Here is a 22524-nt window from a genome sequence, read left to right as displayed (position 1 = left end):
ATGAGCAATTTCAACCAGGAAAGCGTTTTGAGCGTCCACCACTGGACCGATACGCTGTTCTCCTTCAAGACCACGCGCAGCCCGACTTTCCGCTTCCGCAACGGCGAATTCACCATGATCGGGCTCAAGGTCGGCGAGAAGCCGCTGCTGCGGGCCTATAGCGTCGCCAGCGCCAATTACGAGGAGACGCTGGAGTTCTTCTCGATCAAGGTGCCGGACGGTCCGCTGACCTCGCGGCTCCAGCATTTGAGGGAAGGCGACGAGATCATCGTCAGCCGCAAGGCCACCGGCACGCTGGTGATCGACAATTTGGAGGAGGGGCGCAACCTCTACCTGATCGGCACCGGCACGGGCCTTGCGCCGTTCCTGAGCGTGATCAAGGACCCCGAGACCTATGAGCGGTTCGAGAAGGTCGTGCTGTTGCATGGCTGCCGGCACGTCAAGGAGCTCGCCTATGGCGAGATGATCACCGAGACGCTGCCGAAGGACGAGCTGATCGGCGAGTACATTCAGAACCAGCTGATCTATTATCCGACCGTGACGCGCGATCCGTTCCGCAACCGCGGCCGCATCACCGACCTCATCACCACAGGCAAGCTGTTCGCCGATATCGGCCTGCCGGCGCTGGAGGCCGCCCACGACCGCGTCATGATTTGCGGCAGCCCGGCACTGGTCGCTGATACCCGCGTGCTCCTGGGAGAGCGCGGCTTTGTCGAGGGCAATCACGGCGAGCCGGCCCAATTCGTGGTCGAAAAGGCCTTTGCCGAGCGCTAACGCGCAATTCTAGCTTGAGAAGACCGCATTTTCGCCGCGTGGGGCCCGTTGCGGCGCCGATTCGGCGCTTGATACACTGTGGGAACGAATCAGCGGAGTTCCCACATGGTTGCGGACAGCGACAGCAACATCGCCTGGCACCGGGTCCAGTTGAAGAAGAACCGCGCCGAGTTGAAGGCGCTGGAGACCGCGCGCTTCACGATGGGCGAGATCGCCTCCTCGAAGCGGAACGGCCAGACCCAGAAGGCGATCGCGGAACTCAAGCGCAAGATCGCCCAGTCCGAGCGCGTGATCGCCGATCACGACAAGCGCACGCGCCGTCCGCTCGGCACGGACATGCAGAGCCTCAGCAACGGCAGCTGGAGCCATTGGGACGCCTATACCAACCAGCAGCAGCGCAAGACCGGCCAGCGCTCGCCGGGGCGTGGATAGATCGTCGTCTCCTCGCGCGGGTTCCGACTTGCGGGTTGGCCCGCGCATACCATCTGGGTGAGACGCCAACAATCACTCCGGTGATCCCATGACAGCGCGCCTCGATTTCACCAGCGAGGCCTTCTTTCGCGATCCGCCCAAGGCGATCGCGGCGTTGCGCATGTCCGGTCCTCTCGTCGCGACGCGATTTCCTCTGGTCGGCGATGTCTGGATCACCACGACCCATGACGCGACGGCACACGTGCTGAAGGACGGCGCTACCTTCACGCTGCGCAAGGAGGATGGCGACGTCGCGGCTCTGCGCTGGTGGATGCCGAGCTTCGTCAGAACCATCGCCAACAACATGCTGACGATGGACGAGCCGGATCACACGAGGCTCCGCAGCATCGTGGACGAGGCCTTTCGCCGTCGTGCCATCGTCGCGATGGAGCCGCGCATCCGTGCCATTGCCGACGGCCTGGCCGACGAGCTGTTCGCGGAGGGACGGCCAGCCGATCTGGTCCAGCGCTACGCGCGCATCCTGCCGCTCGCAGTGATCTCCGAGCTTCTGGGATTGCCTCTGGCCGACCGGCCCAAATTCATCGCCTGGGGCAACGCGATGTCCTCGCTGACGAACGTCGTCAGCTTCTTCCGCTTGCTGTGGGCGTTCCGAAAGATGCGGAGCTACCTGGAGCAGCAATTGCAGGCCGCGCGCGTGCAGGGCGGCGAAGGCCTGATCGCCGAACTGGTCCAGGTCGAGCGCGAGGGTGCCCGGATCACGCCGGATGAAATGGTCTCGATGGTGTTTCTGCTGCTCGCAGCAGGCTCCGAGACGACCACGCATCTCATCAGCGGTTCCGCCTACGAGCTGCTTAGGAGTCCTGGCCTCCGCGACTGGCTGGAGCAGGACTGGAGCCGTGTCGGGCTTGCGGTGGAGGAGTTTCTTCGCTTCGTGTCACCGGTGCAGTTCTCCAAGCCACGCTATGTGCGGCGGGACATCGAGGTCGAAGGCGTGCGTCTGAAGAAGGGCGACCGTGTCATGGTGATGCTCGCCGCCGCCAACATGGATCCGGCGATGCATGATCGTCCCGAAAGCCTCGATCTCGAACGCAAGCCGAACCGTCACCTCTCGTTCGGGACGGGAATCCATTTCTGCCTTGGCCATCAGCTTGCGCGGATCGAGGCGGCCTGCGCGCTGGAAGCGCTGTTCGTGCGCTGGCCGAAACTTGGTCTGGCCGTCGACCCCTCGCAGATCCATTGGCGCAAGCGCCCGGGGATTCGCATGATTGCGAAGCTTCCCGTCACGGCCGAGATCCACGGAACATTTGCCGCTGCGGCGCCAGCGATGGCCGATCGTTCTCCCGTGCGGGCGGAGTGAAGCTCTCTCCTTCGGCAAATCGTCGCTGACCATGATCCGCTCGGAACGGCCTGCGGCGCTTGCTGTTGTCCACCGGGACCTGAGGCACGCGACGGAACAGTTCCGGGCCCAGAAGTCCCATCTCTCGAAGAGGTTGGATCATGACCAGCAAAATGCCGAATGTTCCGCCGGCCAATCAGAGCCGGAAGGGAACTGGCGACACCAAGCAAACATCGGCCGATCAGACTCCGCGCGGTCAGCAGCGCGCGGAAAATCCGGACCAACAGGGACAGCAAGGCAACATCAAGCAGAACACGACCAATCAGGGATACCAGCAAGACCGTTGAGGAGGCGACATTCATGTCGACATCCACCAAGACACCCAACAGTATTCGCCAGGGCGGCCCCGGCGCATCGCATGAGAATGCGAAGGCGCCGCTGGAAGTGAAGAAGCCGCCTGCGGACGATGAGCAGCGAAGCCACAGCCGCGTCTCCGGTGGTGGAGGCGAGCAGGATTCTCATCACCGCCACGACGCGGCCGGCAAGGGCGGCGGCAGGTGACGATTGGAGATCAGAATGCAAGGCAGAAAGACCCACGAACAGCAGGTTCGCATTCTCGAGCGCAAGCCTGACATTCCCGATGCGAGGGAGCTCGATCAGGCATCCGGCCGCAACGTCGAGGGTACCGCTGCTCATCGCGCGCGGCCGGAAGCTCGACACAGCGAATTTCCGGTGAGCCGCGGCGGTCTCAACCAGGAGAGCGACCACAACAAGCACAACGACGCCGGCCAGAGCGGCCACAAGCAGCCGAAACCGACAGCGGCGCAACAGAAGCACTAGAGAAGATCACGGCCAAGAGGAGAGACTGATGCCAGGTGGGCACGGTAGCAAGACGCACTTCAGATCCGGCATGCATGGCAAGGGCGACGGCACCGGTGCATTGACCGATGTGCCCAAGGAGAAGATCGGCGATAACATGGTCCTGTCCAACCGCGACAAGGCCCAGCATTCGGACATTCGCGGCATGGACGGCAAGTCCATTCAGACCGAACAGTATCAGGATCATGCAGCCAACCGGCTCGACGAGACGCCGGAGACTGATGAGACCTGAGAGGGGCGTTCCTCCCGCTGAACTCGCGGACCGGTCTTCAGCCGGTCCGCTTTTTTGTCGGCACGAGGTCGCGCTCCCAGCCGAACACGGAGCGGCCGTCGAGGTCGGGTGAGGCCCCGCGCTCGCCGGCGATATAGGTCTCGACGGACGGGCCGCGCGCGGTGCGTTCCAGCCGCCGCGCCTGGTCGTCGAGGCGCCTGATCGCCTGCATCTCTTCGTCCTGTCCGAGCTTGGCGCTCTGGATCGCGCCCTTCAGCACGCGAATGGTCTCGTCGTAGACCTTGATCGGGACAGGGTAGGGATGCCGATCCTTGCCGCCATGGGCGAGCGAGAAGCGCGCGGGATCCTTGAAGCGATAGGGCGCGCCGTGCATGACCTCGGCGACCATCGCCAGTGAGCGCACGGTGCGCGCGCCGACGCCGGGCGTCAGCAGCAGCTCCGGGAAATCGATCGGGCCGCGCTCGGCGGCTGCGGCGAGGGTGCCGTGCAGGCGCCGCGCGAATACATCCTTCGGCCGGACATCATGATGCGCGGGCATGATCAGATGCGGCAGCATGGCCTGCGCAGGCTCGGGCGCAGTCCCGGTGAGCCGCTCGAATTCAGTGAGGATGCGATCGGGGCCGAGATCGCTGAGGAGCTCGAGCTGCGCGTTGCGCGAGACATCGGCGCGGTGGTCGGTCAGATTGACGATCTCGCCTTGTTGCGGGCCGTCGATCGCGCTGTGCGGCGCATCGACAAAGCTCTTCAGCACCTCGGAATGCCAGTGATACCGGCGGGCCTGCCGCTTGTCGCCGTTCATGCCTTGCTGCACCACCGTCCATTTGCCGTCGGCGGTCACGAAGAAGCCGTGGAGATAGAGATCGAAGCCGTCCTGCACGGCCGCGCTGTCGACCTTCGCCACCAGGCGGCTGGCGCGGGTCAGCTTTGCGCCGTCGAATCCGACGCGGTCGCCGAGCTGCATCAACTCGTCCGGCGTCTTGCGCGAATGCTGGCCGCGTCCGCCGCAGACATAGATGCCAAGCTCATCCTGAAGCGGCCCGAGCCCGCGTTTCAGCGCGCCGATCACGGATGTCGTGATGCCGGAGGAGTGCCAATCCATTCCCATCACGGCGCCGAACGACTGGAACCAGAACGGATGCGACAGCCGCTGCAGAAACGCATCGCGGCCGTAATGATGCACGATCGCCTGCGTGACGATCGCCCCTAACGAAGCCATGCGGCTCGCAAGCCACGGCGGAACCCGTCCGGTGTGCAAGGGAAGATCGGCGCTGCCGGTACGTCTGGTCATGATGCCCCCAAATTAGCGCAGTTCGGCGACGGTTGCATCTGCGGAATGCTGCGTTGCACGAGAGAGGGGAGCGAAGCCGGCCGGGAGGCGTTGAGCGGGCTACGCGAATGCAATGACGGGGACAATCGATGAATCTGCAGGCACTGATGGCCGACATCGACAGGATGTTCGGCTGGATACCGTCGTGGTTTGTCGGCCTCGGCCTGGTTCTCGGTGCGATCTTGCTTGCGCTGTTCATCTACCGGGTCGCCGTATGGCTGCTGGCTCGCGCCTTCGGAACCCGTCTTCCGCTGCTGAGCGTGTTCATCGACCGCACCGCGGGCCCGGCTCAGCTGGCGCTTTGCCTGGCGGCCGTCGCATTGGTCCTGCCGCTTGCCCCGCTCGACGACATGATCCGCACGCCGCTGATGCGCCTGTTCGTCGTGGCCGTCATCGCCCTGATCGGCTGGATCTCGATCCGGGTCGTTGACATGAGCGCGGCGCGGTACCTGCAGAATTTCCGCGATGTCACCGAGAATTTCGTCGCGCGCAAGCACGTCACGCAAGTTCGCGTGTTCAAGCGCGTCACCGATACCATCATCGTCGTCATCACGGTGTCCACCGCGCTGATGACGTTCGATTCGGTGAGGCAATACGGCGTCAGCCTGTTCGCCTCCGCCGGCGCGGCCGGCATCATCGTCGGTCTTGCCGCACGGCCGCTGCTCAGCAACCTGATCGCCGGCCTGCAGATTGCGATCACGCAGCCGATCCGCATCGAGGATGCCGTGATCATCGAGAACGAATGGGGCTGGGTGGAGGATATCGCCTCGACCTATGTCGTGATCCGGCTGTGGGACTGGCGCCGCATGGTGGTGCCGCTGTCCTATTTCATCGAAAAGCCGTTCCAGAACTGGACCCGAGACACCGCCTCCCTGATCGGCGTCATCGCGCTGCACGTCGATTATCGCGCCGACGTGCCGCGCATCCGGCGTTGGCTGGAGGATGCCGTGAAGCAGTCCAAGCTCTGGGATGGCGCGGTGGTCAATCTCCAGGTGATCGACGCGGACTCCCGGACCATCGAGCTACGTGCGCTGGTCAGCGCAAGAAACGCGCCGCAATCCTGGGACCTGCGCTGCGAGATCAGGGAAAAGCTCGTCGCCTTCATCCGCGACGAGATGCCGGAGGCGCTGCCGCGCGAGCGCGCGATCCTGATCCCGTCGGCCGACGATGATGCCGATCTCCTGCGGCCCGTCGCGCGGCCGGAGAAGATGCGGGCGAGCGCGCATAATTGACCGTCCGAGCGATCAGCGGGCGCCGACCACGGCCGCGCCGGCCTGGCGGTCGGAGCGCGGTCGCCGCTTGCGCAGCTTACGTCGGGCCCAGATCAGGAGACCGGTCGACAGCAGCGTGAGCAGCGCGATCGACGTCACCACATTGAGCGACGAGGCGATCAGGGCCGACCAGTTTCCCTCATGGATCAGGCGCGGCCAATTGCGTGGCAGTGGCGTGACCTCCGATGAATTGACGGCATAGGCGCGTAGTTCTCCTCCGTCATAGATTCGCGCCATCATGTGGCCACCGCGCAGACCGATCGAGATCACGTGCGTGAGATCGTGGGAGGCCGCGACCATGCGTATCGCGTCAGGCAGGGCGAGGGGGCGGCCGCTGCCGGCCGGAACGCCTCCGCTCTGAAACGTCAGGCCGAACGCCATGCACAGGCCGCTCAGCGGGCTCAACAGGACGAGTGGCAGCGCGAACCAGGCCGTGCCCTTGTGCCATCCGGACAGCGTGTTGCGCAGCCGCGGCAGTCCCATGAGGCTGCCGAGCAGCATCAGGATGACCATGGCGATGGTCGAGCTTGTCGCCAGCCACGCCTGGCCGAGCAGCCGTTCATGCGTGATCCGCGCCCACCGGAAGAGATCGGTCGGGCCGGAGCTGGCCGCAGCGGGTGCGCCGGTCACGAGATCGATGGCCGGCGCGCCGGAGCCTTGCAGCGTCATCCGCTGGCTAGCCGCATTGATCGAAAGCCCGCGCGCCTTGTTGTGTGGATCGTACGTCTTCACCAGCTCGACGACGCGCGCGGCATCGATCGCCGGACCGCCGATGCCATTGACTTGCATCAGCGGCTCGAACGACAGGATCAGGCCGGTGGTGATGATCGCGAACAGGGGAAGCGCAAAGACCAGCGTGATCCAGCGATGGAGTGTCAACAACAGGGGTTTGTTCATTCTTCGGTCTCCGGCGATCTTGGCACTGGTCGCCTAGCGCAGCCCCGAAGACAAATGACGCTTTGTCCACCTTGTCGCGTTGATTTGCAGCAAATGGACGCGAGGCTATCGCGATGCTGCGATCGCCAATCGTTCGCAGGTTTTCGAGAGACTTGCAGCAGCTGCGTCGTGCGGTCTCGCTCGGCAGGACCTACTCGCGCGTTACCTTCATCGCGCCGCGCAAGCCAGCCTGACGTTGGATCGTCTCCAACGCGCCGGACGACTGTTTCTCCGCAACGAAGCTGTTGAGCAGTGACAGCGCCTCCTCGCGTCCTCTGGGGATCGCGATGGCCATGTGCTCCAGGCCCCAATTGCCGTCGAGAATCCTTGCGCCCGGCATCTGGTCGGACATTTCGAACAGCGTCGGCTTGTTGGTCGCGTAGAGATCGATCTCACTGCTCCCGAACATCGCGATGGCGGCCTTGACGCTTGCGGCGGGAACGATGGCCGCGTTCTTGAATTTTGTCGGCAGCGTGCGCTCGGAGGTCGAGCCTTTGGTGACGCCGATCTTCACACCGGGCTTGTCGATGTCCTCGACCTCTCTGATCGGCGAATTCGCCGGGACGAGAAAGCCGAGCTCGATTGCCAGCACGGGCCGGCTGAAGCTCACCTCGTTGGCGCGGGCCGGCGTGGCGTTGGTCACGGTGAAGTCGATCTTGCCATCGTGGATCGCGCTGACGATGTCGGCAACGCGCTCGAACCTGACATAATCGACGCCAACGCCGAGCCGTTTGGCGAGCTCGGCGCCGAGATCATAGGCGAGGCCGTGCGGCTTGCCGACGGCATCCGTCACCATCGAGGTCGGGCTGCCCGGATAGATGCCGACGCGCAAGCTGCCACTCGGCGCCAGCAGCTTTGCCTCGCCGTCGGCGCGCGCGGACGCGCCGACGAGGCTGATGATTGCGGCCACCAGCAGGGCGGTGCGGGCGAGGCGTCCAGAGAAGGCCCTCATGCAAAGAGGCTCACTGCGCGCGGATGTTGGCCGCCTTCAGCACCGGCTCCCATTTGGTCGCCTCGGCGTGCATATAGGCGTCAAACTCCTTGGCGGAGGAGCCGACCGGAGCGGCGCCGATCTTGCCGAGCGTCGACAGCACGTTCGGATCCTGCAGCGCCGCCTTGAGATCGGTTTCGAGCTTCGCCACGATCTCCGGCGGCATTTTTGCCGGACCAAGCACGCCCCACCAGACCGAGACGTCATAGCCGGAGACGCCGGACTCGGCGACGGTCGGGACGTCAGGCAGCGCCTTGGAGCGTTCAGCCGAGGTCACCGCGAGCGCGCGCACCGGACCGCCTTCGAGCTGGCCGATCGCTTCCGCAAGCGGATTGATGCTGAGCGGGATTTCGCCGGCGATGACAGCGGTCAATGCCGGCGCGCCGCCCTTGTAGGGGATCGCGACGATCTTGCTGCCGGACATGTGTTTCAGCAGTTCGCCGGCCAGATGCGCCGAGGTACCGTTTCCGGACATGCCGTAAGATAGCTTGTCCGGCTCTTTCTTCGCCGCAGCCAGGAGGTCGCCGAGCGTCTTGTAGGGACTGTCCTTGGCCACCACGATCGCGAGCGGTGAGGAGGCGACTTCGGTGATTGCGGTAAAATCCCTGAACGTGTCGTAGGGCACGCTCGGATAGATGAACTGGTTGAGCGGATGGCCGCTCGCGACCAGGATCAGCGTGTAGCCGTCGGGCGCGGCCTGCGTCAGCGCCTGCGAGGCAACGATGCCGCCGGCGCCGGGACGATTGTCGACTACCGGCTGCTGACCCCAGGACTTGGCCAGCGCCTGGCTCAGCGTGCGCGCGAGCACGTCGACCGCGCCACCGGCCGCGTAAGGTACGAGGATGTGAACCGGCTTGCTCGGATAAGTGTCGGCGGCCTGCGCGGCGCTGCCCGCGAGCAGCAAACCGGCGCCCAGCATCAATCCGCCGATTGTCTTGTTCATACCCAGCATTTTCCCAGCACTCCTTGCGGGCGCACGCATCCTTGCATCGGTCTTCCAGGCCGTCCGGACGCCGCCCATGGTTTTTGTTGACGAGACCTGATCTTTTGTACGATAGTACAAATCACATGGTACGCAAGCCCACCAGCAAGGAAACGGCCCGCAAGCCGAACATGCGCGAGGCAATCCTCGCCGCGGCCGAGGAGCTGTTCGCCACCAACGGCTTCAACGCCGTCTCGGTGCGCGACATCGCCCAGGCTGCCGGAGCCAATCCCGGCAGCGTGACCTATCATTTCAAGACCAAGGACGGCTTGCTGCTGGAGATCTACCGGCGGCATTGCGGGCCGATGAATTTGCGACGTTGGGAGCTGCTCGCCGCCGCCAGGCGGGTGCGCGATCTCCAGGACCGGCTGGAGGCTGTGGTGCGGGCCTACGTCGTGCCGGCTTTCACCTCGGGCAGCGACCTTGCCGGCGGCGGTGCGCGCTTCACGCGGCTGCGCGCCGTGATGTCGGCCGAGGGCAACGAGGTCGCGCGAAAAATCATCGCGCAGACTTTTGACGACACCAGTCACGCCTTCATCGATGCGATCCACGAGAGCCTGCCGCACATTCCGCGCACCGACATCGTCTGGCGCAGTCACTTCCTGCTCGGCGCACTCTATTACTCGTTGGTGACACCGGATCGCGTCTCGCGCCTGTCGCGCGGCGAGGCCGATGGCGGCGATGCCGCCAGCGCTATCGAGCAGCTGGTGCAGGCCACGGTCGCCTCATTCCAGGCGCCGCCGCTCGATCATGCCGCGCCGGTGCGGCGGCGGCCGGTCGTCAGCAGCAAGACTTGAAAGAAGCCACCCGAGCGGAGGCGCGTAACAGCGCTTCCGCTCGCAGGCGGACGGTGTGACAGGGTGTTGGGAACATGAACAGGCGGGAGTGCTTGCATCTCTTGACCGGACTGGCCGGTACGGCGCTTGCGAGCGAGGCGTGTGCGCAAGGCGCAGAGCCGAAAGCGATGCCGACGATCACGCCGCCGGACCCAAATCCCACGACGCCGTCGTTCAGGCTGCCGGCAAAATCCTGCGACAGCCATACCCACATCTTCGGGCCGGCGTCGCGTTACCCCTTCGCGGAAAAGCGTCCCTACAACACGGCTGATGCGCCACTGGAGGCGTTCCGCCGCGTGCACGAGACGATCGGCGTCGAGCGCTGCGTCATCGTGAATGCGACCGTGCACGGCACCGACAATCGCGTCGTCACCGACGCCATCGCCCAGAGCGAGGGGGCCTATAGGGGCATCGCCAACGTCAATGACGAGATGACCGAGAAGGAGCTGGCGGCGCTCGACAAGGCCGGCATCTGCGGCTGCCGTTTTGCCTTCCTCAGGCGTCTCGGCGGCGTCGGCGATATGGGTAAGTTCCAGCGCATCGTGCACCGCGTTGCCGAGCTCGGCTGGCACATCGACGTCTATTTTGAGCCGGGCACGATCGCCGAATTCGCAGGCCTCCTGACTGCGCTGCCGACGCCTTATGTGATCGATCACATGGGCACGGTGCAGGCCGGGAAGGGGCTTGACGATCCCGGCTTCACCGCGCTGCTCGACCTTCAGAAAAAGGACGAGAAGTGCTGGGTCAAGATCACCGGCCTCGAGCGCGCCTCCGCCGTCGGCAAGCCGTTCCACGATGCGGTGCCGTTTGCCAAGGCGCTGATCGACAACGCGCCCGATCGCGTGCTCTGGGGCACCGATTGGCCGCACCCTAACGTCAAGGTCATGCCGAACGACGGCGAGATCGTTGACCTGATTCCCCTCTACGCGCCCGACGCAAAGGTCCGGCAAAAGCTGCTGGTCGACAATCCCGCACGCCTGTTCAAGTTCACCTGATGACGATGATGTACACACCCACCATTCCGCCGCCCGATCGGAACACGCGCACGCCGAAGTTCAAGCTGCCAAAACTGTCCTGCGATGCGCACTGCCACATCTTCGGGCCCGGCTCGAAATACCCTTACGCGCCTGACCGATCCTACACGCCGCCGGATGCGCCGCTGGAGGATTTCCGCGCGCTGCATGCCAAGATCGGTGTCGAGCGCGCCGTCATCGTCAATGCCAGCGTGCACGGCACCGACAACAGTGTGGCGCTCGATGCCATCGCGCAGAGTAGCGGCGCCTACCGCGCCGTCGCCAATATCGACGGCACCATCACCGAGCGCGGGCTTCGTGCGCTGCACGAGGGCGGTTTTCGCGGCTGCCGCTTCAATTTCGTCCGCCATCTCGGCGGCGTCCCTGACAAGGGCGTGTTCGATCGCGTCATCGCCATGGTCGCGCCGCTCGGCTGGCACATCGACCTGCATTTCGATGCGATCGACCTGCCTGATTATGCCGACATGCTGGCAAGGCTGCCGCTGAGCTACACCATCGATCATATGGGACGGGTGAAGGCCTCCGAGGGGCTCGACCAGTTGCCGTTCAAGATTTTGATCGAGCTGATGCAGCGCGACGAAAAATGCTGGGTCAAGATCTGTGGCTCGGAGCGGGTGTCCTCCAGCGGTCCGCCCTTTACCGACGCGGTGCCGTTCGCGCGAAAGATCGTCGAGACTGCGCTTGACCGCGTCATCTGGGGCACCGACTGGCCGCATCCCAACGTCAAGGTGATGCCGAATGACGGCGACCTCGTCGATCTGATTCCGCTGTTCGCGCCGGAGCCGGAGTTCCAGCAGAAGATCCTTGTCGACAATCCGGCGCGCCTGTTCGAATTCGACCGATGACGGTGCTCGCGATCGACAAGCCGCGCGGGCGGCCCTGGTGGAGGGAGCTCTGGATCCAGGTGCTCATCGCCATGGCGGCCGGCATCGCGCTTGGGATCGCCAGTCCGGAGGCGGGCGCCAAGATGCAGCCGCTCGGGGATGCCTTCATCAAGGCGATCCGGATGCTGATCGCGCCGATCATCTTCTGCACCGTCGTGCACGGCATCGCCCACATGGCCGATATGGCGCGGGTCGGGCGCGTCGCGGTGAAGGCGATCGTCTATTTCGAGATCATGACCACGATCGCGCTGATCATCGGTCTCATCGCGATCAATTTGCTCAAGCCCGGCGTCGGCATGAACATCGATCCCGCCAGCATCAATGCCAGCGCGATCGAGCCTTATGTCAAGCAGACCAGCGTCATCGGCTTCGTGCCATTCCTGATGAACATCGTGCCCGCGACGTTCATCGGCGCCTTCGCCGAAGGCAACATCCTCCAGGTGCTGTTCATCTCGGTCCTTTGCGGCTTTGCGCTGGTGCAGCTCGGCGAACGGGCCGCGCCGCTGGTCCATCTGATCGACATCGCCGCCAAGATGGTGTTCGCCGTCGTCGGTTTCGTGATGTGGGCGGCCCCGATCGGTGCGTTCGGCGCCATCGCCTTCACGGTCGGCAAGTTCGGCGTGGGATCGCTGGCCTCGCTCGGCAAGCTCCTCGGAGGCTTTTATCTCACCTGCCTGGTGTTCATCGTCGCGGCGCTCGGCCCGGTCGCGCGGCTCTGCGGCTTCTCGCTGCTCAAGCTGATCCGTTACATCTGGGAAGAGCTGCTGATCTGCATCGCCACGACGTCGTCGGAGACGGTGCTGCCGCGGATGCTGACCAAGCTGGAGAAGGCGGGCTGCGAGAAGAGCGTGGTCGGGCTCGTGATCCCGACCGGCTACTCCTTCAATCTCGACGGCACCTGCCTCTACCTTGCCGCGGCCTCAGTGTTCCTGGCGCAGGCGACCAACACGCCGTTCGGGCTTGCCGAGCAGATCGAGCTCTTGCTGATCCTGCTGGTGACCTCCAAGGGCGCGGCGGGGATCGCGGGCGCCGCCTTCGTCGTGCTGGCGGCGACGCTGTCGGCGACCGGCACCATCCCGGTGACGAGCGTGGCGCTGGTGCTCGGCATCCATCGCCTGATGTCGCAGGGCTTGACGCCGACCAATCTGATCGGGAACGCGGTCGCGACCATCGCGATTGCCAAATGGGAAGGCGCGCTCGACGGCGAACGGCTGAGGCGCGTGCTCGACGGCGAGGAACAAGCGGCCGCTGCGATCCGATGAATTGGCTTCCGGCGCGACGCAGGCGGCTTATGATGCTTACGAACAAGAGAGGGGAGTTTCTCCCATGAAGACAGGTCTCGTCATCACCGCCCATCCCGGCGATTTCGTCTGGCGCGCCGGCGGCGCGATCGCGCTGCATGCGAAGAAGGGCTATCGCATGAAGATCGTCTGCCTGTCCTTTGGCGAGCGCGGCGAGAGCCAGTTTGCCTGGAAGGAAAAGGGCGCGACGCTGGAATCGGTCAAGGCCGGGCGCAAGGACGAGGCGGAGCGGGCGGCAAAGCTGCTAGGCGCGGAGATCGAGTTCTTCGATTGCGGCGATTATCCCCTCAAGCTGACCGAGGCGCATTTCGACCGCATGGTCGACATCTACCGCGAGCTCAATCCCAGCTTCGTGCTGACCCACGCGCTGGAAGACCCTTATAATTTCGACCACCCGAACGCAGCGCATTTCGCCCAGGAGACGCGTGTGGTCGCGCAGGCGATGGGTCACAAGCCCGGCGCGCAGTACAAATATTCGGCGCCGCCGGTGTTCCTGTTCGAACCGCATCAGCCAGAGCAGTGCAATTACAAGCCGGATCTGCTCCTCAAGATCGACGAGGTCTGGAAGGAGAAGTACGAGGCATTCCAGATCCTCGCCGCGCAAAAACATCTGTGGGGCTATTACGAGCGCGTCGCGCTCAACCGCGGCATCCAGGGCAGCCGCAACACCGGCGTGCCCATGACCTATGGCGAGGCCTATCAGCGCCTGTTCCCAACGGTTGCGGAGGAGCTGGCATGAAGCCGGTCGTCGTTCGCAATATCAAGCGTGCCGATCCCGCCGGAATGGCGGCGTACGGCGTCTCGACCGTGCACGAGGCTTACGGGCGCGTGGGTCTGATGAAGCCCTATTTGCGCCCGGTCTGGGCGGGCGCGTCGATCGCCGGGCCCGCCGTCACCGTGCTGGCGCAGCCCGGCGACAATTGGATGATCCATGTCGCCGTCGAGCAGTGCAAAAAGGGCGACATCCTCGTCGTCGGCTGCACCACCGACAATACCGATGGCATGTTCGGCGAATTGCTGGCGACCTCGCTGCAGGCACGCGGCGTGCAGGGGCTGATCATCGATGCCGGCTGCCGCGACGTCAATGCGCTGCATGAGATGAAATTTCCGGTATGGTCGCGCGCTGTCTCGGCCAAGGGCACAGTCAAGGCGACGCTCGGCTCGGTCAACATTCCCGTGGTCTGTGCCGGCGTCAATGTCGATCCCGGCGACATCATCGTCGCCGATGACGACGGCGTCGTCGTGGTCCCGAAGCGCCATGCGGCCGAGGTCGCCGGGAAGGCGAAGAAGCGCAACGCTGACGAGGGCGGCAAGCGCAAGCGTCTCGCTTCGGGCGAGCTTGGCCTCGACATGTACAGCATGCGCGAGGCGCTGGCGAAGGCCGGGCTCGTCTATGTCGACAATCCCGAGGACGTCTGAAGATGAGCGGAGCGGGCGGATGGATCGTCTCAAGCTGAAGGCCGTGCTCGGCAATCATCCCCATGTGCAGGCGGTGAAGAGCGGCGCGCTCCGCTCCGATCTTTTCGATCTCGACTTCATCACGTACACGCCGACCAACACCGCGTTCAAGCCGATGGTCCGGGAGCAGGCCTTCGATGTCTGCGAGATGGCGATTGTCACCTACCTGATGGCGAAAGCCCACGGCAAGCCGCTGGTGCTGCTGCCGGCGACCATGCTTGGTCGCTTCCAGCATTCCTATGCGCTCTACAATCCCACGAAGGGAACGCTCGGGCCGTCCGATCTCGAAGGCAAGCGCGTCGGCATCCGCTCGTTCACGACGACGACCGGCGCCTGGATCCGGGGCATTCTCGCCAACGATTACGGCGTCAATCTCGACAAGATCCGCTGGGTCACCTTCGAGGATCCGCACGTGGCCGAATATGTCGACACCACCGAGCGCGCCCCGAAGGACAAGAAGATTCTGCAGATGCTGCTCGACGGTGAGCTCGACGCTGTCCTCGGTGAGATCTCTGATAGTCCCAGGTTGAAGCCTCTATTCCCGGATCCGGCCGCGGAGGCTGCCAGATGGTACGCCAAGCGCGGCGTCGTGCCGGTCAATCATCTCGTGGTCGTGACCGAGCAACTGGCGAGAACGCGTCCCGGGATCGTTGCGGGCGTCTATGATCTCCTCAAGCAGAACAAGGTGCAGGTGGGGCCTGCGGCAACGCCAGATCTTGTCCCGTTCGGGATCGAGGCCAACCGGAAGCCGCTGGAGTTGATCGTCGACTACGCATTCCAGCAGGCGCTGATCCCGCGCCGCTATGCGGTCGAGGAGCTGTTCGACGAGACGACCCGAGGATTGAACTGATGGTGGATCCGAAACGATGGCAGATCGGGCTTATCGGCTATGGCGAAGTCGGCCGTATCCTGGCCGAGGATTTGCGCCAGCAGGATATCAAGGTCTCGGCCTATGACATCAAGCTCGGTGGCGAGCAGGGCGCGCCGCTGAAGGAGCATGCGGCGAAACACGGTGTGACGCTGGCAGCATCTCATGCTGAGCTGACCGCGAAATCAGATTTCATTATCTCCGCTGTCACCGCCAGCCAGGCCGTGCCGGTGGCGAAGGCCTGCGCCGCTGCGATCAACCAGGGCACCTGGTTCCTCGATTTCAATTCGGCCTCTCCGGGCGCCAAGCAGCGCGCCGCTGCGCTGATCGACGGCGCCGCCGGCCGCTATGTCGAAGGTGCCGTGATGACCTCGGTGCCGCCCTATCGCATCAAGGTGCCGTTGCTGCTCGGCGGTCCCGGCGCGAGAGAGTTGGAGCCGCTGCTCAGCGCGATCGGCTTTGCCGCCAGGGTCGCGAGCGACAAGCTCGGCGTGTCCTCCGCGGTGAAGATGTGCCGCAGCATCATGATCAAGGGCCTGGAGGCCATGGTCATCGAGAGTTTTACGACCGCGCGCGCCTATGGGGTCGAGGATGCCGTGCTGGCCTCGCTCGCGGAAACCTTTCCCGCGATCAACTGGGAGAAGCAGGGCACCTATTTCTTCCAGCGCGTCATCGAGCACGGTCGCCGACGCGCCGAGGAGGTGCGTGAGGTCGCCGAGACTGTGCGTGAGGCGGGACTGACACCATGGTCCGCGCAGGGCACAGCCGAGCGTCAGGCCTGGGTCGCTGATCTCGCCGATGAAGGGCTGTTCGGCGCCAGGGGCACCAAGGAGTTTGCGCGCAGCGCTGATTGGCGTACCGAGGCAGATCGAATCCTGAGCAAGATCAAGGGCTGACGCCGAACGCGCAGGTTGAGCTCAAAACCCTGCCGCGGTCGCGATAGTTCGAGATTTCGTCACGGGCGAGCTCGATCAGGTCGACCAGGCATTTGGCCTCGCGGACGACCTGCTCCTTGGCGGGCGCGGGGCGGAACTCTGCGAGAATCATGCGGATGCACTTGTCGGCAGTATCCAGCGTCCAAAGCGCGCGGGTCATGTCGTCCTGCGTGTGGATCGCCGAGATGTCGAGGCCAGATAGGACTTCGCCGATTCCCTTCAGGCGCTTGACGGCCGTTTCCGCCGGCGAGTCGGCCCGAATGGAGCGATAATCCATGCTACTGAATGCGCTGAACATATACATGCTTCCCCACTGAACGCAGATCGTTCAGTGCGCCCCTTTAATATGATCCGGACGGCCTGTTGTGCAATGCGCACAGCTACGGTCCGGGATTCTACCGGGCTCGGATCTGGGGACGGATCGACCGTGAATCGGCGCGAAACGGTCCGATGATCAGCCGTGTTCCTGACGATTTTACCGTTGGAGAGTCGACCGGAACGCGTTCAGGCCCCAGGCCGGAACAGCGCGGGCCGCTGCCGTGCGAACGTCTGTCGGCCATCCTTGAAGCCCATCATGACGTCGGGCAGCGCGGCGATGGCGAAGCGGCTGTCTTGCGTGTCAAGCACGATGAGATCGGCGGGATTGCCGACCTTGATGCCGTAATCGTCGAGGTTCATCAGCCGCGCCGGCAGCTCGGTCACGAGATCGAGGCAGGTGTCGAAATCCCCCACCGAGGCGTGCGCGACATTGGCGTAGAAGTTCGCCATCCGCAGCAGCGAGGCATCGCCGAACGGCGTGAAGGGATTGAGGACGTTGTTGGTGGCGACCGAGCAAACCACGCCGTCGCCCGCGAGCTTGTGGGCGAGGGTCAGCCCGCGTGGCGCGTTGTGGGTGGCGTCGCGTCCCATCAGATATAGATCGGTCGCGGGCAGCACGGTGACGGCGACGCCGGCTTTCGCCAGTTGCGCGGTGGCAGCCTTCATCCGCTCCGGCGGCAATGCCGAGAGCTTTGTCGCATGGCCGATCGCGACCCGTCCATGATAGTTGCGCCACTCGGTCTGGCGGCAGACCTCGTCGAGATGCCACCAGGAGGGATCGAGATCGAAATCCAGATGGAGGTCGACGTCGACGTCGAACTCCTGGGCGAGATCGAAGATGCGCGCAAGATGCGCGGTCGGATCGGTGTCGGTATAGGGACAGCCGCCGATCGTCTCGCCGCCGTCGCGCAGCGCCTGGACCAGCAGCTCCTCAGCTCCGGGATCGTTGGTTAGCCCCTCCTGCGGGAACACGCAGACCGACAGGTCGAGCGCCCATGCATAGTCGCGCTTCAGCGCCTTCACCGCCTCGAAGCTTCGCAGACCGATCCGCGGATCGATTTCCACATGCGTGCGCATGCGCGTCGTGCCGTTTACGATCGCGCGTTCGAGCACCTTGGCGCCGCGTGCGTAAACATCCTCGACGGTGAAGTCGCGTTTCATCGCCGACACGGCCCGGATGGCGTCGCCGAGACTGCCGTGATCGTGGCCGCAGCGGTCGAGCAGGCAGGCCTTGTCGAGATGGATGTGGGTGTCGACGAAGCCGGGCAGGGCGAGGTGACCGCCGATATCGACCTCGACCGCTTCGCAGGCGAGCTTTGGCGCGATCGCGGCGATCCGGCCGGCTTTCACGCCGATGTCGACGGGCGCGGCGGATGATCGCAACAATGCGTTACGGAAGATCAGGTCGAAGGCGGGCTGGGTGATCATGGCTCTTGCGGACGGAATTTAGAGCAATCAGCCGGGATCGGCGGCTCCAGATTGTCGGCAGTGTAGCGAGGCAGATGTTCAAAATATATGCATGGATTCGGCGACAGTGGCGGTAATATTCCGCGAACCCGGGAGAGCCTGCCATGTCCGTTGCCGCCAAAGCCGAAACTGCTCAATTGTCCGATGCCGCGATCGTGGAGGCCTATCTCACGGCATCGATGATCCCCGATCCCGACGCTGCGGCCGCCTATATGGCGCCGGGCACCGTGATCACCTTCACCGGCGGGCGCGAGTTCGATCATCCGCGCGGCCCGACCGGCTTCAACGCCAAGCGCTACCGCTGGGTCAAGAAGAAGATGGACCGGTTCGACGTCTGCCCCGGCGACGGCGAGACCGTGGTTTACAGCGTCGGTACGCTCTACGGCGAATGGAAGGATGGGACCCCGTTCGAGGGCAACCGTTACGTCGACCGCTTCGTGGTGCGCAATGGCAAGATCACCAAGATGGATGTCTGGAACGACAGCGCCGAGCGCATCCTGGTCCAACGCGGCATCGACGCGTAATATCCGTCTCGGCAAAGGCGGAGCCGAACGGCCGCTCGTCATATCGAAAGCTGCAATAGCTGATAGGCGCCAGCCCGTCTGGCGGCTGGCGCGCGCCTGCGCTATCAAATCCCGCGATTGCGCCCGGCATGGAGGCGCGAGCCCCCTTTAGGAGCAGCCGATGCGTCTACCCACCGTTATCCTGGCCCTGACATGTCTTGCGGGCGCAGCTTCAGCCGAAGATCTGTCGGGCACGCTCCAGAAGATCAAGGAGACCAAAAAGATCACCCTGGGCTATCAGGAGGCCTCGGTCCCGTTCAGCTATCTTGACGGCAACCAGAAGCCGGTCGGCTTCGCCATGGACATCTGCCTTAGGATCGTCGACGTCGTGAAGAAACAGCTGGACATGCCAGACATCGTCGTCGACACGCTCGCCGTGACCTCGTCGAACCGGATTCCCTTGATGGTGAACGGCACGCTCGACCTGCACTGCTCGGCGACCACCAACAACGCCGATCGCCAGAAGCAGGTCGCCTTCACCAACACGCATTTCCTCAGCGCGACGCGGTTCGCCGCCAAGAAAGCCGCAAAGATCAACACCATCGACGATCTCAAGGGCAAGGCGGTCACGGCGGTCGCCGGCTCGGTCAACCTGACGCAGCTCGCCAAGGTCAATACGGAACGCAATCTCGGCATCAGTCTGATGCCGGCGAAGGATCAGGCCGAAGCCTTCCTGCTCTTGGAAACCGACCGCGCCCAGGCCTACGCACTCGACGACGTGCAGCTCGCGGTCGCGATCGCGCGCTCGAAGGAGCCGCAAGCCTTCATGATCAGCGAGGAGGCGTTCTCCAAGCCGGAGCCTTACGGCATCATGTTGCGGCGGGAGGACGCGCCGTTCAAGGCGCTCGCCGACCGCGCGACTGCGGAGCTCTATGCAAGCCCGGAGATCGAGGTGCTCTACAAGAAATGGCTGCAGTCCCCGACGCCGCCGAACGGCCTCAACTACAACGTCCCGATGTCGCCGGCGCTACGCAACGCCTTCAAGAAGCCGAGCTGGAGCGCAGATCCGGACGTGTATCTGGCGAACTGAGGCGAGAGGTTGCGCATTACTGTGCCCTCTCCCCTTGTGGGAGAGGGCAGCTCCGTTCGTAGACAAAAGCTCACTTGGGTGAGGGGTATGTCTCCGCGCGCGAATCTCTAGTTTCGTGCGTGCGGATAGATACCCCTCATCCGGCGCTTCGCGCCACCTTCTCCCACAAGGGGAGAAGGAAGAAAGAGAGCGTCGCCCGGTGAGCTAGCCGTCTTCTTTCACGCGTTCGAATATTTCTTCAGCTCGAACCGGGCGATCTGGTTCCGGTGGACCTCATCCGGTCCATCGGCAAGCCGCAGCAAACGCGCGGTGGCATAGGCCTGGGTCAAGCCGAAATCGTTCGAGGTGCCGCCGCCGCCATGGGCCTGGATCGCCCAGTCGATGATCTGGCAGGCCATGTTGGGCACGGCGACCTTGATCATCGCGATCTCGGCCTTCGCGACCTTGTTGCCGACCGTGTCCATCGCGTAGGCCGCGTTCAGCGTGAGCAGCCGGGCCTGCTCGATCATGATGCGGGATTCTGCAATGCGCTCTTGCGTCACCGTCTGTTCGGAGACCGGCTTGCCGAAGGCGACGCGGCTGCGCACGCGGCGGCACATCTTCTCCAGCGTGCGTTCGGCAAGGCCGATCAGCCGCATGCAGTGATGGATGCGGCCGGGCCCCAGGCGGCCCTGCGCGATCTCGAAGCCACGGCCTTCGCCGAGCAGCATGTTCTCCTTGGGGACCCGCACCTCGGTGAAGACGACTTCGGACGCCCGGTCAGGCACGCCGTAGAAGCCGAACACGGGCAGGGGACGTTTCACCTCGATGCCGGGCGTGTCCATCGGCACCAGGATCATCGATTGCTGCTTGTGGCGGTCCGGATTGTCAGGATCGGTCTTGCCCATGAAGATGCAGATCTTGCAGCGCGGGTCGGTCGCATTGGTCGTATACCATTTACGGCCGTTGATGACGTAATGGTCGCCATCGCGCAGGATCGAACTCTCGATGTTGGTCGCATCGGATGAGGCGACCGCAGGCTCCGTCATGGCGAAGCAGGAGCGGATTTCACCTGCCAGCAGCGGCTTCAGCCAACGCTCCTTGTCCTTCTCCGAACCGTAGCGCTCCAGCACCTCCATGTTGCCGGTATCGGGCGCCGAGCAGTTGAACACTTCGGGCGCCAGATGCGAGCGGCCCATCACCTCGCAGAGCGGGGCATATTCGAGATTGGTCAGGCCTGCGCCATGGCCGGACTCCGGGAGGAACAGATTCCAGAGGCCTTCCGCACGTGCCAGCGGCTTCAACTCCTCGACGACAGGATAGACCTTCCAGGGTCCCAGCTCTTCCGCCTCGCGATAGAAACGCTCCTCGTTCGGGTAGATGTGCCGGTCCATGAAGCTCTCGAGCTTGCGCTTGAGCTCGACGACTTTTGGCGACATCGGGTAGAGCATCTCTGGTCTCCTTGATTGATCGGCGGCAGGATCAGCCGATTTCGAGATAATCCGGGCCGGGCAGTTTCGGGAAGAGCGCCGTCGGCAGGGTCTGATACCAGAACGCGACGGAGGCGATATCGTCCTGCAGCGGAAGGTATTTGGCCTCCTTGGTGCCCGGCAACCAGCCCAGCGCCTGGATCGTCACGCGCAGATCGGAGCGGAAGCGCACGGGATCGGGGATGTGCCAGCGATACATGCCGAAGCGTTGCTGCGATTTGTAGACGCCGTCGGGGCGGATCACCTGGGGCAGGCCGGCATAGGGCGTGGAGAATTCCTGGTAGCGCGATTGCTGGCCCTGGCCGGAATGGGCGACATAGGGATCGAAATTATAGGCACCGCAGAAATAATCCTCGGTGCCGGTGCCGCAGATCGTCGGGAAGTCACCGTCGCCGTCGATGAAGAACTTGATTTCGCCTTCGCCCCACCAGCCGTTGTTGTTGACGCCCCATGCGATGTAGGTGCCAACATAGTGGCCCGCGCCGCTGATGCCGTCGAGGATGGTATAGACCGCCTTGTAAGGCAGCGGGTTGGTGCGGCGGAATTGGGCATGGAAGTAGGCGCAGTCCTCCGGCACGTCGGTCAGGGTGTAGTTGATCTGGTAGTAGACGGTGAGTTGCTCCTCGCTGCGGTTCTCCAACGTGACGCGCGCGCGCTTGCGAAACGGCATCTCCCAATAGCAGTTGAAGGCGCGGCCGGGATTGACGCAGACCGCGAGGGAGGACACCTGCGCGAACTCCTCCCATCCGCAGGCGAAGAAATCGCCGACCGGGCACTCGACGCTCGGCAGCGTTTGATCGTCCCAGTAGATGCGCAGGATCGAATGCCGCAGCCGTCCGCGCGCCAGCGTCATCCAGATCTGCTGGATCGCGCCTTGCCCGGCGATGTCGCCGAGCGCGAAGGTCGTGCCCGGTTCGATGACGACATAGGGCGAGACCTTCCAGCCCTGTCCGAGATCGCGCGCCTGGCGGGCGGCGGGGCCATCGACGGACATGCCGCCCTTGCCCTTCTCGCCGGTGAAGTTCTCGGGGCTGATCGAACGCGTCTGCGCGTCCGACAGGCGCGACAGATTGCCGAGATGCAGGCCCAATCCGGAAAAGGCCATGATGTCCTCGATGAGCGATTAGCGACGTTTCGCCTATATCGCCCCCAAATCTACCAAAAGATGAAGACGATCGGATACGGAACGGCCCGCATGTGA

Annotated in this window: 26 protein-coding genes; 18 read left to right on the top strand and 8 right to left on the bottom strand. The window is 64.0% G+C overall.

Annotated features, from left to right (window positions below; genetic code table 11):
• From GGD67_RS03560 to GGD67_RS03530, 7 genes are all read left to right on the top strand, one after another.
• Complete coding sequence (locus GGD67_RS03560) at positions 1-774, top strand: ferredoxin--NADP reductase (protein WP_179730930.1); 774 nt, start codon at positions 1-3, stop codon at positions 772-774.
• A 105-nt stretch (positions 775-879) separates the two neighbouring features.
• Positions 880-1206 carry a hypothetical protein gene (locus GGD67_RS03555; RefSeq protein WP_018320980.1) on the top strand — a complete coding sequence of 109 codons (327 nt, stop codon included), beginning with the start codon at positions 880-882 and terminating at the stop codon, positions 1204-1206.
• An 88-nt stretch (positions 1207-1294) separates the two neighbouring features.
• Positions 1295-2563, top strand: a complete 1269-nt coding sequence (locus tag GGD67_RS03550; protein ID WP_179730928.1) for a cytochrome P450 — start codon at positions 1295-1297, stop codon at positions 2561-2563.
• Positions 2564-2703: 140 nt separating this feature from the next.
• Entirely contained in the window at positions 2704-2889 is a 186-nt protein-coding gene (locus GGD67_RS03545) for a hypothetical protein (protein ID WP_018320982.1), read from the top strand.
• A 13-nt stretch (positions 2890-2902) separates the two neighbouring features.
• Positions 2903-3103 (top strand): hypothetical protein, encoded by a 201-nt coding sequence (locus GGD67_RS03540; protein ID WP_018320983.1) that lies wholly within the window; start codon positions 2903-2905, stop codon positions 3101-3103.
• 15 nt (positions 3104-3118) lie between these two features.
• Positions 3119-3382, top strand: coding sequence for a hypothetical protein (locus tag GGD67_RS03535; RefSeq protein WP_018320984.1), 264 nt, complete (start codon positions 3119-3121; stop codon positions 3380-3382).
• A 28-nt stretch (positions 3383-3410) separates the two neighbouring features.
• The gene (locus tag GGD67_RS03530; RefSeq protein ID WP_018320985.1) at positions 3411-3653 is read left to right on the top strand and encodes a hypothetical protein; all 243 of its coding nucleotides are present in this window, start codon (positions 3411-3413) and stop codon (positions 3651-3653) included.
• Between the two features lie 37 nt (positions 3654-3690).
• Here the strand turns inward: GGD67_RS03530 and GGD67_RS03525 are convergent, their stop codons facing one another.
• Positions 3691-4941 (bottom strand): DUF763 domain-containing protein, encoded by a 1251-nt coding sequence (locus GGD67_RS03525; RefSeq protein ID WP_179730926.1) that lies wholly within the window; start codon positions 4939-4941, stop codon positions 3691-3693.
• Between the two features lie 128 nt (positions 4942-5069).
• On the opposite strand from GGD67_RS03525, the gene GGD67_RS03520 reads away from it, so the two are divergent.
• On the top strand, positions 5070-6212 hold the full coding sequence (locus GGD67_RS03520) for a mechanosensitive ion channel family protein (protein WP_179730925.1): 1143 nt from the start codon (positions 5070-5072) through the stop codon (positions 6210-6212).
• Between the two features lie 12 nt (positions 6213-6224).
• On the opposite strand, the gene GGD67_RS03515 is transcribed toward GGD67_RS03520, so the two are convergent.
• The 3 genes from GGD67_RS03515 to GGD67_RS03505 form a co-directional block, all read right to left on the bottom strand.
• Positions 6225-7148: a PepSY domain-containing protein gene (locus tag GGD67_RS03515; protein WP_179730923.1), complete on the bottom strand. Its 924-nt coding sequence runs from the start codon at positions 7146-7148 to the stop codon at positions 6225-6227.
• A 190-nt stretch (positions 7149-7338) separates the two neighbouring features.
• On the bottom strand, positions 7339-8139 hold the full coding sequence (locus GGD67_RS03510; protein ID WP_179730921.1) for an ABC transporter substrate-binding protein: 801 nt from the start codon (positions 8137-8139) through the stop codon (positions 7339-7341).
• A 10-nt stretch (positions 8140-8149) separates the two neighbouring features.
• Positions 8150-9130, bottom strand: coding sequence for a tripartite tricarboxylate transporter substrate binding protein (locus GGD67_RS03505; RefSeq protein WP_179730920.1), 981 nt, complete (start codon positions 9128-9130; stop codon positions 8150-8152).
• Positions 9131-9246: 116 nt separating this feature from the next.
• Here GGD67_RS03505 and GGD67_RS03500 point away from each other — a divergent pair, with 116 nt between their 5' ends.
• From GGD67_RS03500 to GGD67_RS03465, 8 genes are all read left to right on the top strand, one after another.
• Complete coding sequence (locus GGD67_RS03500; RefSeq protein WP_179730918.1) at positions 9247-9957, top strand: TetR/AcrR family transcriptional regulator; 711 nt, start codon at positions 9247-9249, stop codon at positions 9955-9957.
• 74 nt (positions 9958-10031) lie between these two features.
• Positions 10032-10991 carry an amidohydrolase gene (locus GGD67_RS03495; protein ID WP_179730916.1) on the top strand — a complete coding sequence of 320 codons (960 nt, stop codon included), beginning with the start codon at positions 10032-10034 and terminating at the stop codon, positions 10989-10991.
• Positions 10991-11875, top strand: a complete 885-nt coding sequence (locus tag GGD67_RS03490; protein WP_179730914.1) for an amidohydrolase — start codon at positions 10991-10993, stop codon at positions 11873-11875. The genes GGD67_RS03495 and GGD67_RS03490 overlap by 1 nt, the downstream gene beginning before the upstream one ends.
• Complete coding sequence (dctA, locus tag GGD67_RS03485; RefSeq protein WP_179730912.1) at positions 11872-13176, top strand: C4-dicarboxylate transporter DctA; 1305 nt, start codon at positions 11872-11874, stop codon at positions 13174-13176. Before GGD67_RS03490 ends, dctA begins: the two co-directional genes overlap by 4 nt.
• Before the next feature lie 64 nt (positions 13177-13240).
• Positions 13241-13954, top strand: coding sequence for a PIG-L deacetylase family protein (locus GGD67_RS03480; RefSeq protein WP_008552603.1), 714 nt, complete (start codon positions 13241-13243; stop codon positions 13952-13954).
• Positions 13951-14634: a 4-carboxy-4-hydroxy-2-oxoadipate aldolase/oxaloacetate decarboxylase gene (locus tag GGD67_RS03475; protein ID WP_179730910.1), complete on the top strand. Its 684-nt coding sequence runs from the start codon at positions 13951-13953 to the stop codon at positions 14632-14634. Before GGD67_RS03480 ends, GGD67_RS03475 begins: the two co-directional genes overlap by 4 nt.
• Positions 14635-14653: 19 nt before the next feature.
• Complete coding sequence (locus GGD67_RS03470; RefSeq protein WP_018320996.1) at positions 14654-15523, top strand: hypothetical protein; 870 nt, start codon at positions 14654-14656, stop codon at positions 15521-15523.
• The gene (locus GGD67_RS03465; RefSeq protein ID WP_409411098.1) at positions 15523-16437 is read left to right on the top strand and encodes a DUF1932 domain-containing protein; all 915 of its coding nucleotides are present in this window, start codon (positions 15523-15525) and stop codon (positions 16435-16437) included. The genes GGD67_RS03470 and GGD67_RS03465 overlap by 1 nt, the downstream gene beginning before the upstream one ends.
• Here GGD67_RS03465 and GGD67_RS03460 read toward each other — a convergent pair.
• Both GGD67_RS03460 and GGD67_RS03455 read right to left on the bottom strand, forming a co-directional pair.
• Complete coding sequence (locus GGD67_RS03460) at positions 16427-16774, bottom strand: hypothetical protein (RefSeq protein WP_179730908.1); 348 nt, start codon at positions 16772-16774, stop codon at positions 16427-16429. The two genes, GGD67_RS03465 and GGD67_RS03460, sit on opposite strands and share 11 nt — an antisense overlap.
• 206 nt (positions 16775-16980) lie before the next feature.
• Positions 16981-18222, bottom strand: a complete 1242-nt coding sequence (locus GGD67_RS03455) for an amidohydrolase family protein (RefSeq protein ID WP_179730906.1) — start codon at positions 18220-18222, stop codon at positions 16981-16983.
• 143 nt (positions 18223-18365) lie between these two features.
• Between GGD67_RS03455 and GGD67_RS03450 the strand changes: the two genes are divergently transcribed.
• Together GGD67_RS03450 and GGD67_RS03445 are read left to right on the top strand one after the other, a co-directional pair.
• The gene (locus GGD67_RS03450) at positions 18366-18785 is read left to right on the top strand and encodes a nuclear transport factor 2 family protein (RefSeq protein WP_179730904.1); all 420 of its coding nucleotides are present in this window, start codon (positions 18366-18368) and stop codon (positions 18783-18785) included.
• Positions 18786-18945: 160 nt separating this feature from the next.
• On the top strand, positions 18946-19854 hold the full coding sequence (locus tag GGD67_RS03445; protein WP_179730902.1) for an amino acid ABC transporter substrate-binding protein: 909 nt from the start codon (positions 18946-18948) through the stop codon (positions 19852-19854).
• 218 nt (positions 19855-20072) lie between these two features.
• Here the strand turns inward: GGD67_RS03445 and GGD67_RS03440 are convergent, their stop codons facing one another.
• Together GGD67_RS03440 and GGD67_RS03435 are read right to left on the bottom strand one after the other, a co-directional pair.
• Positions 20073-21284 (bottom strand): acyl-CoA dehydrogenase family protein, encoded by a 1212-nt coding sequence (locus tag GGD67_RS03440; protein ID WP_179730900.1) that lies wholly within the window; start codon positions 21282-21284, stop codon positions 20073-20075.
• A 31-nt stretch (positions 21285-21315) separates the two neighbouring features.
• Positions 21316-22428 (bottom strand): glycoside hydrolase family 172 protein, encoded by a 1113-nt coding sequence (locus tag GGD67_RS03435; RefSeq protein WP_179730897.1) that lies wholly within the window; start codon positions 22426-22428, stop codon positions 21316-21318.
• Between the last annotated feature and the right edge of the window lie 96 nt (positions 22429-22524).

It is taken from the genome of Bradyrhizobium sp. IAR9, from assembly GCF_013408065.1.
Taxonomy (GTDB): Bacteria; Pseudomonadota; Alphaproteobacteria; order Rhizobiales; family Xanthobacteraceae; genus Bradyrhizobium.
Note: the sequence above shows the minus strand (reverse complement) of the source record. Positions and strands in the feature narration are given on the sequence as shown.